General features: G+C 42.7%; 9 protein-coding genes. 4 read left to right on the top strand and 5 right to left on the bottom strand.

Features of this window, described 5'->3' with window-relative positions:
- Positions 1-798 precede the first annotated feature (798 nt).
- Positions 799-3,435 carry a valine--tRNA ligase gene (locus tag WHS63_RS10895; protein WP_445205131.1) on the bottom strand — a complete coding sequence of 879 codons (2,637 nt, stop codon included), beginning with the start codon at positions 3,433-3,435 and terminating at the stop codon, positions 799-801.
- Positions 3,436-3,571: 136 nt separating this feature from the next.
- On the opposite strand from WHS63_RS10895, the gene WHS63_RS10890 reads away from it, so the two are divergent.
- From WHS63_RS10890 to WHS63_RS10875, 4 genes are all read left to right on the top strand, one after another.
- Positions 3,572-3,949, top strand: a complete 378-nt coding sequence (locus tag WHS63_RS10890; protein ID WP_445205130.1) for a hypothetical protein — start codon at positions 3,572-3,574, stop codon at positions 3,947-3,949.
- Between the two features lie 243 nt (positions 3,950-4,192).
- Positions 4,193-4,732, top strand: a complete 540-nt coding sequence (locus WHS63_RS10885; protein ID WP_445205129.1) for a transglutaminase-like domain-containing protein — start codon at positions 4,193-4,195, stop codon at positions 4,730-4,732.
- 222 nt (positions 4,733-4,954) lie between these two features.
- Entirely contained in the window at positions 4,955-5,428 is a 474-nt protein-coding gene (locus tag WHS63_RS10880; RefSeq protein WP_445205128.1) for a 23S rRNA (pseudouridine(1915)-N(3))-methyltransferase RlmH, read from the top strand.
- 31 nt (positions 5,429-5,459) lie between these two features.
- Positions 5,460-9,122 (top strand): ATP-binding protein, encoded by a 3,663-nt coding sequence (locus WHS63_RS10875; RefSeq protein WP_445205127.1) that lies wholly within the window; start codon positions 5,460-5,462, stop codon positions 9,120-9,122.
- Positions 9,123-9,126: 4 nt separating this feature from the next.
- Here the strand turns inward: WHS63_RS10875 and WHS63_RS10870 are convergent, their stop codons facing one another.
- From WHS63_RS10870 to WHS63_RS10855, 4 genes are all read right to left on the bottom strand, one after another.
- Positions 9,127-10,410 (bottom strand): MFS transporter, encoded by a 1,284-nt coding sequence (locus WHS63_RS10870; protein WP_445205126.1) that lies wholly within the window; start codon positions 10,408-10,410, stop codon positions 9,127-9,129.
- Positions 10,411-10,529: 119 nt separating this feature from the next.
- Complete coding sequence (locus WHS63_RS10865) at positions 10,530-11,057, bottom strand: hypothetical protein (RefSeq protein ID WP_445205125.1); 528 nt, start codon at positions 11,055-11,057, stop codon at positions 10,530-10,532.
- 136 nt (positions 11,058-11,193) lie between these two features.
- Entirely contained in the window at positions 11,194-13,173 is a 1,980-nt protein-coding gene (locus WHS63_RS10860; protein WP_445205124.1) for a caspase family protein, read from the bottom strand.
- Between the two features lie 34 nt (positions 13,174-13,207).
- A complete protein-coding gene (locus tag WHS63_RS10855) occupies positions 13,208-14,236 on the bottom strand; it encodes a hypothetical protein (RefSeq protein ID WP_445205123.1) in 1,029 nt (342 codons plus the stop codon).
- Positions 14,237-14,300 lie beyond the last annotated feature (64 nt).

Raw genomic sequence — 14,300 nt, 5'->3', positions numbered from 1 at the left:
CCGCAGGCGTGGCGAATAGTATCGCGTGGCAGTTCCACCCACGGGGCACCCATCGGGTCGGGCTTTTCAGCCTTGATCTTCTTTGGTTCTTTCTTGTATCAAGACAAGAAAGAACATGTGAATAGCTCTTTGCAATGCTTTTCCGTTGCGATGCAACGTTTCACCCTTGCTCTTTGGAATATCATAGCGTGCATAGCTATACAAGTGGGAGTAGCCATGGAGTTACAAATATTTAGCCCCTACGGGACTGGAAAGGTTGATCGTTGTTCGTTGTTCGTGAATCGTTGTTCGTGAATGCCACGTCATATACTCTGTGTAACACCGTGTTACACTGTGCAACTCTGTGATACTTGCTGCTGTTCAGTTCACGAGACGATTGTCATGTTGTGCTAGCCGAAGCATCTCATTGAACCTTCATTCCCTTTTTTTAAATGAGATTCCTCGACTAGCTCGGAATGACAGGAAAAGTTGTTCGTGAGATGGAATGGAGCGCAGATTACGCAGATTTGGTAGGTTTAACAGTTTATGATTATCTAAACACTAAAAACAAATCACCAAACACTATACACCACCCCGCTGCACACTGTACACTGCAAACTGTACACTGCAAACTGTACACTAAGTATGAGATACCTCGGCAAAGCTTATCCCTTTATAATCGGGGATCAGGTTGACAAAATGATAGTTTTGCAAACATCCGCGGTTACAAAAAAAATCGCACTCGGAACAGCTCGAATGCGATTTATGTTCATTTTTTGCACTTCAGGAGGAGCAACTTATTTTGCTCCCTTTAAAAATCTACTTCAGTTCTTTCAGCCTTTCCTCAAGTGCCTTAATTTTGGTTTCGGCGTCGCTTTGCTTTTTGCGCTCAAGCTCAACAACATTTGCAGGGGCATTATTTACAAATCGCTCATTGCTTAACTTTTTCAGCACGCTATCCAGGAATCCCCTTGTGTACTCCAGCTCGGCCAGAATTTTCTGACGTTCCTCATCAACATCAACTAAACCCTGGAGGGGTACATAAACCTCATCAACCCCAACCATGAACGATGCTGCGCCTTCAATCTTTCCATCGGTATAGCTAATCTGATCAAGCCCAGCAAGCTTCATAATGATTTCCTCAAACCCTTTGGGCAGTTTACTTGAGGTGCGAACCGATGCTGAAAGCAAATTTTTTTGAGCAATATTTTTCTCCTGACGGATATTTCTGATACCAGCAATAATCTCCTTAACCCGCTCAAAGGTTTTAATAAACTCCTCATCAACCCCGGTCGATTTGGGCATTTGGCTTACCATAATGCTTTCGCCATCGGCACGGTTGCGCAGGTGCTGCCACAGCTCCTCGGTGATGAATGGCATGAATGGGTGCAACAGGGCCAACATCTTCTCGAAGATTTCAAGGGTTGCATTGTAGGTTGCTGCATCGATTGGCTGTCCGTAGGCTGGTTTAATTGCCTCCAGGTACCACGACGAAAACTCATCCCAGAATAGCTTATAGAGGTTCATCAAGGCCTCCGATATGCGATACTTTTCAAAATCATCGTCGCACTGCTCAATGGCCTTGTTTAGTACATTGTTGAACCACTCAATGGCCGTTTTAGCGGAATCGGGCTGTGTTGCATTAGCATCAACCTGCCAACCCTTTACCAAACGGAAAGCATTCCAAACCTTATTACAGAAGTTACGTCCCTGTTCAGTTAGGCTCTCATCAAAGAGCAAATCGTTTCCTGCGGGTGAGCAAAGGAGCATTCCAACCCTTACACCGTCGGCACCATACTTTGCCATAAGGTGGAGCGGATCAGGTGAATTGCCAAGCTGTTTGCTCATCTTGCGACGCAGGTGGTCGCGAACAATACCGGTAAGGTAAACGTTGCGGAAAGGTTTATCGCCCAGGTACTCGTAACCAGCAATTATCATGCGGGCAACCCAGAAGAAAAGGATTTCCGGTGCGGTAATTAGGTCGTGAGTGGGGTAGTAATACCTGATATCGGGATTTTCGGGGTCCAAAATACCGTTGAAAACCGATATTGGCCATAGCCAGGAGCTGAACCAGGTGTCAAGCACATCCTCGTCCTGGCGCAAATCCGATAGCTGAAGGCTTGCATTGCCTGTCTCTTTACGAGCAATTTCTAGTGCTTCCTGCTCATTGTGAGCAACCACATACCCACCATGTGGCAGGTACCAGGCAGGTATACGATGCCCCCACCATAGCTGACGCGATAAGCACCAGTCCTTAACATTCTCCATCCAGTGGCGGTAGGTATTCACAAACTTAGGCGGATGTAATTTGATATCGCCGTTAACCACAGCGTCGAGTGCAGGTTTGGAAATCTCCTTCATTTTAAGGAACCACTGCATCGAGAGTTTTGGTTCAATAACGGCATCGGTACGCTCGCTGAATCCGACCTTGTTTACATAATCCTCAACCTTAGCCAGATGGCCAGTTTGCTCCAGATCGATAACTATTTGCTTACGCACCTCAAAGCGGTCCATTCCAACGTAAAGCTGCGCTAACTGGTTGAGGGTCCCATCGTCGTTGAATATATCAATAACCTCAAGGTTATACTTTTCGCCAAGCATGTAGTCGTTGATATCGTGAGCCGGGGTAACCTTTAACGCACCAGTACCAAACTCCATATCAACGTACTCATCAAAAATAACAGGCACTCTCCGGTTGATGAGCGGAACCAAAAGGTGTTTTCCCTTTAGGTGTGTGTAGCGTGGGTCGTTGGGGTTTACACAAACGGCAGTATCGCCCAGAATGGTCTCGGGGCGAGTGGTAGCAATGGTTACAAAGCCATCCTCCCCGTCAATTTTATATTTCAGGTAGTAAAGCTTACCATTTACCTCGCGGTATATAACCTCCTCGTCCGATACAGCTGTTTTAGCCTGCGGGTCCCAGTTTACCATCCGTACGCCACGGTAAATATAACCTTTACGGTATAGGTCAACAAAAACATGGATAACACTGTCCGATAGGGTTGGGTCCATGGTAAAGCAGGTTCGCTCCCAGTCGCACGATGCGCCCAGCTTTTTTAGCTGCTCAAGGATTATACCACCATGCTTCTCCTTCCACTCCCAGGCGTGTTTTAAGAACTCATCGCGGGTAAGCTGCGATTTTTCGATCCCTTCGGCCTTCAATTTGGCTACAACCTTTGCCTCGGTAGCAATTGAAGCATGGTCGGTTCCGGGAACCCAGCATGCATTCTTTCCTTTCATTCGTGCCCTACGCACCAAAACATCCTGAAGGGTATTGTTAAGCATGTGTCCCATATGAAGCACTCCGGTAACATTGGGTGGGGGTATAACAATACAGTAGGGCTCGCGCTCATCGGGGATAGAACGGAAAAATCCTTTTTCCATCCAGTACTTGTACCACTTATCCTCAACCTCAGCCGGGTTGTACTTAGCCGAAAGTTCTCTTGTACTATCCATATATTGTGTTGTAAACTAAATCGAACCGCAAAAATAGCATTTTTTCAACAATGGACTATAGCTTTAGCAAAAGCTTATTAGCACAGCTTGCCTTGGCACGATTTATGATAAATTGAACTTGATAAATCAAAGCACCATGAACCGACTAATTACCTTTGTTTTGATGATGCTTGCCACTACGGCAATGGCTCAGGTTGATGTTGAATCGATACCTGATTGGTACAACAATCCGCCAACCTCAGCCCGAAAGATTTACGCTGCCGGTACGGCAACAGGCCCAACTGTTGACGTTGCCGAGAAAAAGGCAACAATGGATGCAAAAATCCAACTAGCAAGGCAGGTTGGGCAGGTTAAGTATCTTAGCAAGGATGGCGAAAGCATTACCACTGAAGTGGTAAAGGCTGAGCTACGCGACGTTCGCGTAGAACGCAAAAAGGTGATATCCACAGGCAATAGCCATACCGTATTCGTGCTGGTATCGATGAAGAAGAAAAACATGAAACGTGAGTCGTGAAGCGTTAATAAAAGGGTTTTAAAAACTGTTTTCAAAAAAATCGATTCTAGCATAGGAATGCAATAAATCTATTTTAATTATTTTTAAAGTGTTTTATTTTTTATATTTTTGAATAAGTTTAAAACAATTTAAACAAAGTTAAAGATGAAACCATATAAACTCTTACTAGTTTCTCTAACTTTCATATTTATATATTCTTGTAATTATAATGAGCATAACAATTTAGTAAAATTACAAAATGCTATGGATTTTACTAATCCAACAACAAGAAGTTTTGCCTTATCATTAGCTTCAGAATATGAAGGAGAATTTAATATTGATCAAATCTGCAATATATATTCTTACTTATATGATAATTGGAAATATGTAAGTGACCCAAGAGGAATTGATTACTTTGCAAAAGCCAGTGAAACAATTGAAAGTAACCTCTGTGGAGATTGTGATGACTTTGCAATTTTAATGGCTGCAACATTAGAGTGCATTGGAGGTAAAACTAGAATTAATTTTGTAGTAAATGAGAATGGAAATGCGCATGCTTTTACAGAGGTTTACCTAAAAGCAAATCCTGATGAAATAAAAGAAAAAATTGACTATCATTATCAAAATATATTTCAAATACTTTTTGGAATATCAAGTGTTAAACAAATAAATTATACATTAGATAAAAATGGTATATGGTTAAATTTAGATTGGAATTCTAAATACCCTGGTGGTCCATATGATAGTTATATTGAAAGAACGATATATTATCCAAGAAAAGGACTTTATGAAAAATTTAAATAAAAGAATAGAAAAGTTAAACCATCTAATGGGATCTTAAACTTCTTACAATCTATCCCTTATTTAATATGACATTTCATTCTATATATAATGACATATAGCATACCTCTTTGGAGCAAATCAAGCCATCAACTTTTGCAAAACCTGTAACAACTATATCAAGTTTTACTTAATTTTATGGTTTCTGTGTTAGCAGGAAACCATAAAATTTTTACCATTTTGCCAATGAAAATAACTCTTGTAGCAATAGGAAAGACAAGCGAAAAGTACATTGCCGAAGGGTTCGATAATTACACAAAACGGCTTAGCCGTTACTGCAGGTTTGACTTTAAAGTCCTTCCTGAGCTTAAAAATACCAAATCGATGCCGGTTGAGCTGCAGCTGCAAAAGGAAGGTGATATGATACTTGCCGAGATGGTAAACCACCAGGAGTGCATACTGCTCGATGAGCATGGAAAGCTTTATACATCGGTTGAGTTTGCGGGTCTAATTGAAAAACGTATGAACTCTGGCCAACGCGATATGGCTTTCTTTATTGGTGGGCCCTACGGTTTCGATGAGCGGGTAAAAGCTGCATGTCACGGAAAACTCTCCGTATCGCCTATGACCTTTTCGCATCAGCTTATTAGATTGATATTTGCCGAACAGTTTTACAGGGCCTTCACAATCATTAAGGGGGAACCTTACCATAATCCTTGATTTAGGCTCGATTTTTGCTATAAATTATGTAATGAAACAAAAAATACGCTATATACCAGTAATCCTAATTGCTATCACGTTCGCACTCCTATTTATCGCGGAGTATGGACTAAGTAGAATCCCTTACGTTCAACCCATAACAGCTCAAAAAAAATCCATAGAAAAAATCTTTGAGAGGAAGACCCAAAAAGCATTTGACCTATCAAAGATGCTGTTGGAAGAAATTGATAGTTCCTGCTCATCAAAATCGTTTCAAACATGCCTTAGCTTTATTAATTCACTGTCAGATGATGACCGTTTTGAGATTTTTATCCTAAAGAATGGGAAAACCTGCTTTTGGTCAACAAATATCGATCCCCAGGAGAGTCCACAGAGAGCAGGTATCGCTCAGCTGGTGAAGCTGAACAGCGCTTACTACATCTCATTCTGGAACTACAATGCCGACTCATCGCTATCCGCAAGGGTTCTTATCCATGTATCGAACGAATACCCTTATCAAAATAAGTATCTTGTAAACAGCTACACCAATGATTTTAATATACTTTCAGGGTTTAGCATATCAAAGCAATTGGAATCGTACTGCATTCCAATTAGACCTAAAAACTTTGAGCCCTTTTACCTGGTTCCAACCGATAAAACAGGGACTGTCCTAAAAGAAAACTTTAAAACGGGTTTACGATACATTTCGCTGGCTTTGATTCTAGTATCGCTGGCCTTATTGCTAAACCAATACTTCAAAAAAATTCACCCGGCAATAAAGGTTATGATATTTATAGCTGCAATTGTGGCTATTAGACTAGTTAGTCTTAAAACATCGTTCCCGGGGATACTTCCACTAACTATTTTTAATCCTGAACTTTACGCTCATACCTGGTATAACCCCTCGCTTGGCGATTTCTTAATAAATTCAGTGTTAGTTTTGGTAGCGGCAGCATTTGCTTTCCGTAACTTAAGTAATTACAGGGTAAATATTGGCATATTAGGCGATAGAATAATTTCAGTTATTAGTCTGCTACTCACAATCCTTTGCTATATTGCAACCCATGCCATAATGGTATCGCTGGTTAATCACTCTACAATTCCTCTCGACACATCAAATATCTTCAACCTCAACATTTACTCGGTAATAGGATACCTTTCATTGTTTTTTTGGGTTCTTACTGCAATTACCCTCAACCTGCTTTGGCTTCGGATTAACGAAAAGGCCAAAGGTAAACGCTTTATTAAATACGCATCGCTTGCGGCAATTATTGTTGCTCTCCCATTTTTTATGCTACCGGACTTTAGCCACATCTCCCTTTTTGGCTATGGGTGGTTCTTGTTAGTTTCGGTTACTCTTTACTGGTTCTGTTGGGTAAAAAACAAAGCAATTGGTGCCAAGGCTCTACTTTTTCTTGCAGCTGTTTCGTCAATCTATATCACTGTAATAGTTTCAATCTACAGCCGACAAAAGGAGGTTGCCGTTCGAAAAGTTCTTGCAGTAAGTTTGAGTAGTGAGCGGGATCCACTGGCTGAAACCATACTGCCACAGCTTTACCAGGCACTCACAACCGATGCCTACGCCCGTAGCTGCGTTAAGGATATTGAGAACAAGAACGTTGAGCTTTACGATTACTTACGCCGTGAATACTTCAAGGACTACCTTAATCGGTACGACTTAACCGCCACGGTTTGCTTGGAGAGTTCAATTCTTATCGATGAGTTAGGAGGCAAAACAAACTGCAATCTATTTTTTGATAACCTGATTTCAAGTTACGGAATTATCCTACCCAGCTCAAGATTCTACTACCTTTCAACCCAGTCGGGCTACATCTACTATATTGGCGTGTTGAGCTACCGATTCGACGATGAGGTTCGTAATCTTTACATAGAACTGAATAGCCGCCCGAGCTGGGAACTCCTGGGGTATCCAGAACTACTTATTGAAGGGAAAAACAAACGTAATCAGCTAAAGGGTTACTCGTGGGCTAAGTATCACAAGGGAAAGCTGGTTACAAAATCGGGGGCGTACGAGTACAGGTTAACAGTAACAGATTCCGATTCCCTTACGGGTTCCTACAAATTTTATAATGAGAATAGGTACAACCACTTGTCCTATAAACCAAACCAGACCGATACAATTGTAATTAGCCGACCTCGTCAGGAACCCCTTAGCTCAACGGCTTCGTTTGCCTACATCCTGGTTTTCCTCCTTATAATACTATCGCTTTACCTATACCTGCTTGGAATAAAACTAAGCACTCAATTCACCAGCCTGAAGCACAAAATTGGATGGGCAATGGTGTCAATAATTATTCTATCGATGGTGCTTGTGGCTGGAGCCACAATTTACTATAATGTCAAGAACTTTGATGACAGAAATAGGAGTAGCCTAAGCGAAAAGTTGCTCTCGCTCCAGTTTGAACTGGAACACATGCTTCCTTACATGAACAAGAACAGGCAGGATGTTGAGCAGCTTAAAGAAAAGCTGATTGACCTTTCTAACACATTTTACACGGACATTAACATTTACGATACAAGCGGAGTTCTTTTGGCCACATCGCGTTCCGAGGTTTTTGATAAAAACCTATTAGGTAGAATGATGAACCCCATTGCATGGTATCAACTTCATCACCTGCACAATCCCAAGTATTTAGAGCGGGAGAGCATAGGGAAAGCCGAATTCCTTTCCGCTTACGTACCCCTTTTGAACCCCTATGGTAAAACAGTTGCCTACCTCAACTTACCCTACTTTACCCGGCAGGAGGAACTTCGCAATGAGCTCTATGGAATTATTGTGGCAATTATCAACATATTCGCACTGCTTGCCATGCTTTCAATTTCATTGGTGGTAGCAATAGCCTCGGAACTAACCAAACCGCTAGAGCTGATCCGTGAGAGCATGAGTCGGGTTAACATTACCGGCAATAATGCCACCATAGAGTATGCGGGAAACGATGAGGTAGGACAGCTCATTGCCGAGTATAACCGAATGGTTATAGAATTAGCTCGGAGCGCCGAAGAACTTGCCCGTAGCCAGCGCGAAACCGCCTGGCGCGAAATGGCTAAACAGATTGCCCACGAGGTTAAAAACCCCTTAACGCCAATAAAGCTTAGCCTGCAACACCTGGTTAAAGCCAAACGTGAAGGTTTGCCAAACTGGGACGAACGTTTTGAGCAGTTTGCACAATCGCTAACCGAACAGATAAAAGCCCTAACGGTTATTGCCAATGAGTTCTCATCGTTTGCAAAACTTCCCACCGCAAAACGTGAGCCCGTTAACCTTGTTGCTGTTGTAAACGATGTTATCACCCTTTACTCCAGCTATAAACATATCAGGATAGTGCTTAACAATGCAGCGGGCGAACCGTTTGTTTTTGCCGATAGGGATCAGCTTTTAAGGGCATTCAACAACCTTGTAAAGAATGGCATACAAGCCATTGAGCGTGGTAAAACCGGTGAGGTTAGCATAAGTATATCAAAAACATCCAACAGTATGGTAAGAGTTGATGTTTCCGATACGGGCATAGGCATACCAAAACATGCTCGGGAAAAAATCTTTACTCCTAATTTCACGACCAAATCGGGAGGAACCGGTTTAGGGCTAGCCATTACACGCGAAATAATTTTGAATTTTGGAGGTAGCATCCATTTTACCTCTACCGAAAACATAGGCACAACCTTTACGGTCGATCTCCCACTCTACGAATCATAAGTGGTTAGCTCGGCTTTGAACCCTTTAGAACAAACCTGTTAAACAGGATTAAACCGATAATGGTTAATACACCAATTCCGCAAAACATCAACCAGAACAACTCGGGGCGGTTCATGTTAGTTACAAACTTAACGTAAGCAAAAGCACCAAGAACCCCACCAATACCGCTACCTATTACTCCGTAAAGGAATGAGTAGCCCAGGTAAAGCGCTTTTTTATCCTGTGGCGCAATTAAACCTATGTAGGAAATAAACTTTGGATGGGCGGTCATCTCGCCAATGGTAAAAATCACTAATCCTAAAATAAACACCCATGCATAGGTTGAAATGGCCAAAAGGCCAAGTCCCAGTGTCCCAAACGATATTCCAACTATCATGGTTGGTAAGGGTTTGGCATTCTTTAGAATTGCCGATACTATAAGTTGCAAAAGTATTATGGTTCCCGCATTAACTACCGTAACGTGTTCAGCATCAAACTTCCACGATGGATTATCGACAAAAATGGCCAAAAAAGAATTTACGGCATTGTTAACGGGAGTCATATCGATACGCTCCTTCAAGAACCAGAGTACAGAGTCGTACATCTGAAAGTAAAGAATCCAGAAACCTGAGTATATTACTATGGTTAGTATGAACTTATAATCTTTTAGTACCAAAAGCATATCGGCAAAAACCTGAACAAGGTTTTTCTGGCTTTGTGGCCTTGCGGGTTCACGGAACACAAAGAAATTCAACAGAAGCAGCCAGCCTGTCCCAAATGCGGCCATCAGCAGAATGTAGTTCCAACCCAACGATTTAAGGTAAGGGACTAAGAGTAATGGGAAAAGAAAGGCCCCAAGGTTTATAGACCAGTAATATATTCCAAATCCTAACGATGAGTTCGACTCGTTGGTGGTTCGGGCTATTGTTCCGGAAATTATTGGCTTAAAGGTTCCCGCACCTATTGCCATAAGCGTAAGGCTTAGGAATACAGCAGAGTATGAGGTGCTAATGCTTGTTAGGAAGTACCCTGAACTCATTACGGCAAAGGCAAAGAATAGTGTTTTTCGGTAGCCAAATCTATCGGCTATGGCCCCTGCCACTATGGGGAGTATGTATAGTAACGGCGTAATAACGCTTTTTATGATTCCTACCTTTTCCTTGGTAAAACCCAATCCGCCTTGATCAGTACTAAGAACCAGGTAAACCGAAAGAATCGACATCACACCGTAGTATGAGCCTCGTTCAAAGAACTCCATGGTAATGGCAGTCCAAAAACTTTTACCAAACGAGCCAAAGCCTTTTTTCATAGTTACTCACAATTAATTTTCGCAATATTCAACTTTTTTCCCATTTGTAAGCATGATAAAAATCAAATTGTAAAAAAAGGGGGATATTATCCCCCCAGCCTCTATATTGCAAGTAAGTTTTACTTTGTTTTGCTTGCCTTTTCGTAAGCCTTTTGGGCCTCCTTGAGGGCATCCTCCGCAAGTTTCTTTTCGCCCTTAGCCTTTTTCATATTCTCCTCACCTTTTGCCACCATCTTTTGGCCATTCTCATAAACCTTGAGAGCCTCCTTGTACTTAACGTTCCATTGCTTAACCTCTTCCTTAAACTTATTCTCCGATTCCTTTATTTCAGCCTTAGCGCTATTTACCTCCTCCTTATCCTTGGAGCGTAACTTTTTCTCCAATGGCTTAATCTCGTTAAAGTGTGCCTTTTCCATTTGTTTCTGTTCAGCTTCAAGCGCTCTAATATCAACGGCAGCATCCTGCATAATTCTTTTACCTTCGGTTATCAAGCTGTCGGCTGAGTAAATCTTGGCATCGGCTTTTTCAACCTTTGCCTTGGCGGCTTCAACCTTTGCCTCAAGTTTCTGTAACTTGTCATCCTGGGCGTTTGCGGCGATAGCCCAAAAGCAAACGGCAACAATGCTTAAAAGAGTAAATTTTTCCATGCTAAATAGGGTTATTATGTTTAACATCCATTTACTTACTGGAGGAATTCATTTGCAAATTCTTAAAAATCTTAAGAAAAAGCAAGTTACAGGTTACAAAAAGTCGGGGCAGTGTAAAGCCCCGACTTTTGATAAACTATTTGAGAACAAAGATAAAGTCACCACCCTGATCGCCGGCATCTTTAATATCGCCGTACATTGGGGTTACAGGACTGCTACTTAATACCACATTGCGGATTGAGGCAAAAAGTTCCTCGGCAGTTACGTAGCTCTTGGTGTTGTTGTTTAGCTTGTCAACAAGCTGCTCAAGGAATACGCTACGGTCGGGCACCTCGGTAAGGTTACCGCTAGTCATAGCCTTACGGCTTGGGGCATCAAATGCTTTTTTAACTGATTGTGACCCCTCCTCAAAAGCCTTACGTGAACGGAAAATACTTCCACCAAAGCATGCGTCGGCAATCACCAGGGTATGTTTCGATTTGATGGCAGCAACGTAATCCTTTATTTGGCTATTTGCCAGCCAGTTGGCAGTGCTATTCGATTTTGAATCGGTGGGTATCCAGTAACCAAAATCGGTTTCCTTATCCCAAAAACCATGGCCCGCATAAAACACCAATAGGTTATCGTACTTGGTTACCTTACGGGTAAGCCAATCCATGGCATTTATCATTTGCTCGCGGGTTGGATTTTTCAGGAAAATTACATTGCTTGGGTCGAATGTATAGCGATTTACCAGAACATTATAAAGTTTGGTGGCATCCTGTATGGGATTATCCAAATCGGTAATGGCATCGTCGGCATAGTCGTTGGCACCCATGATTAGAGCAAAGTAACGAGGGGCGGTTTTTGGGGAATCAAAAACCAGGTCAAGTTCTTCGGTGTCGCCCTTTGCTACCTTTCCAGAGGGTGATTTCCGAAGCACGAAGAATTTCTTTTCAATGCTATTCTGGCGAAGGTCAACTGCGCGGATTACAATCTCGTTCCTGCCTATTTCCAAAGGAACCTTAACCTGGAATACTCCATCCTTTGCGGGCTCGGCAGAGATACCGTTAACGGTTACATCGTATATCCCGCTCTCATCGGTAACCTTGGCCTTAACCATGGTAAACTCATCGGTGGTGGCAAGTTCCTCTCCGGTAGCAAGGGAGCGGAGCCGCTTATCGTCCATCCCAATGGACGACTGTGCGTAGGGGCGACCGCGAGTTGCCTCTTTGCCTACAAGCGGGATGTTGGCTGGCGAAATAAGCTCAATTACCGGCGGGTTATTATCAACTACCTCCACCTTGCGAATGGTAAAATGCTCAGGCGATGACGCTAGCTGAAGTTTTTTGGTTTGTTCAACACGCATCCCTGTAGTTTGAACGGTACTAACGGGAAGGTCGCGGAATTGTAGTTTTCCAATTTTCAGGTCAATACCGTAAGTTTCATCGGTTATGAGTTCAATACCTATATCGAGCCTCATGGCGCGGTCAACCTCGGCGGGTACACGCTCAAACAGGAAGCGGGCCTTAACGTTCTCGCCCTTCTTAATGGTTCGTTGTGGGGTGGAGTAACGCTCGTTCCCTTCAACCTCTGCTATTTTACCCTTCTGGGCATCGTATTTACGTTTATTGAAATCGGTGATGGTGATTAACCCGTTAATCATTTTTAAATCGCGGGTGGGGCCGTTGTTGGTAATGGAGAGTATCAGCTCAACGTTCCCATCGGGTGTGCGATTTAAGCTCTCCAGCTTAAAGAGAACGTCACGGAAATCGTCCTGAAGGGGCACAACGCTTTTTGAGACCCCCTCGAGCTTGAAAACCACATCGGAGTCGAGTTCCTTGAGGTCTTTTAGTACATCCCAAACAATTATTTGATTTCTACCACCGGGTATATTGTTCCCCACATTACCCTTAACGCTCTTGAGCGGTAAGAACGATTTCCCCCCATCGATGGAGTAGAAGGGCGAAACTGTAAATTGCTGTCCCACAGCCTCGCCGGAAATGGCGTATTCAAGAGTAATTTTATCGCCTATCTGTTTAGGCGTTAGCTTGCTAAATTCTTGCGCTTGCGTTGTAGCAAGTAAACCTATGATACTCCATGCTGAGAGTAGCGTTGCTTTGATAAATGTTTTCATTGCGCCATCTATTTTAGTTTTACATATAAAGCTTTTACCACATGCTATTGGTTTGACCCTTAAGGTTCAGGTCAAACTTCAAGGTATCATTTACAAATTTGATGCCGTTAATTTCAAGGGTGGATGAAAATGATGCTATTTCACGTGCTAACCGGGTAACGCCGCTGGTGTACTGTTGGTCAACATTTTTCAGCTTAACGCTGTAGGGCTGAGTGTTTAGCATCAGGGTAAAAAGCATTTGCCTCGATAGAATGCTCCATAAACCATTGTAAGTTACCAGAACCTGATTCCGCGATGTGGCATCGGGCGATGTGTAGGAGTAAGGGAATGCCGGATATTCAAGCTGCTCACCGTTAAAGCTCGATACGCTTAGGAACTTATTACCTTTCTCCCTGAATAGGAATTCGGCACCAGTAACCTTCTGGTCGGGAGTAAGCAGGTAGTTTTTCATTTCGTACTCAGCCTGGTTATCCTCAGCTCCATCGTAGCTTGCCGAAACAAAAAACGCCGATGCGCTGGCCATTAGTGGGTAAAGAGTATCGGACTCATTAACCCGTTGTGGGTTATAGCTAACCAGCACCACAAACTCGTTATAGCGTGTTACATGTGTGTCGAGCACAGCAAACATAGCATCGGAAACCTTGCGTTTGGCTGTCAGCTTAAAGTAGATATCAAACCGCTCGTTAAGGTTGGTGTAGCGTTGAACTTCCTTTGCATCGGTGTAAATATCCTTGAAGTACTGAATTTTACACTCCTCGTTTAAGAGCGCTATTGACTTTGCCCGGATTATAGCCTGCTTTTTGGCTTCATCGAGCACCATGTCGGGGTCGGAAACTCCAATGGCATAGTAACCCATACCGTTAGCGTGTGGATTAAAAAACCATGAGGGTAAAGTATCGGGGTAGTAGCTTAGGCGCGATACATTTTTAAACCGCTTCTGGTTATCTGTTTCACCGGAGGTTTCCTTTTCAAAAATCTTTTGAAACCGTTCTTTATCCTGTGCATAAGCATTTAAGCCGATAAAGAATAGTAAAACTAAAGTAAACCCTGCTTTCCAATTCATCGCACTCATAGTATCAAGTATCTAAAATTACAAAAATTCTTGCTCGTTAGGGGTAGAAATCTCG

This window comes from Tenuifilum sp., assembly GCF_037481895.1.
GTDB classification, from domain to species: domain Bacteria; phylum Bacteroidota; class Bacteroidia; order Bacteroidales; family Tenuifilaceae; genus Tenuifilum; species Tenuifilum osseticum.
Note: the sequence above shows the minus strand (reverse complement) of the source record. Positions and strands in the feature narration are given on the sequence as shown.

Coding starts and splice junctions, on each gene's coding strand:
- WHS63_RS10895 (WP_445205131.1), bottom strand. CDS start 3,435: ATGGATAGTACAAGAGAACTTTCGGCTAAGTACAACCCGGCTGAGGTT.
- WHS63_RS10890 (WP_445205130.1), top strand. CDS start 3,572: ATGAACCGACTAATTACCTTTGTTTTGATGATGCTTGCCACTACGGCA.
- WHS63_RS10885 (WP_445205129.1), top strand. CDS start 4,193: ATGGATTTTACTAATCCAACAACAAGAAGTTTTGCCTTATCATTAGCT.
- WHS63_RS10880 (WP_445205128.1), top strand. CDS start 4,955: ATGAAAATAACTCTTGTAGCAATAGGAAAGACAAGCGAAAAGTACATT.
- WHS63_RS10875 (WP_445205127.1), top strand. CDS start 5,460: ATGAAACAAAAAATACGCTATATACCAGTAATCCTAATTGCTATCACG.
- WHS63_RS10870 (WP_445205126.1), bottom strand. CDS start 10,410: ATGAAAAAAGGCTTTGGCTCGTTTGGTAAAAGTTTTTGGACTGCCATT.
- WHS63_RS10865 (WP_445205125.1), bottom strand. CDS start 11,057: ATGGAAAAATTTACTCTTTTAAGCATTGTTGCCGTTTGCTTTTGGGCT.
- WHS63_RS10860 (WP_445205124.1), bottom strand. CDS start 13,173: ATGAAAACATTTATCAAAGCAACGCTACTCTCAGCATGGAGTATCATA.
- WHS63_RS10855 (WP_445205123.1), bottom strand. CDS start 14,236: ATGAATTGGAAAGCAGGGTTTACTTTAGTTTTACTATTCTTTATCGGC.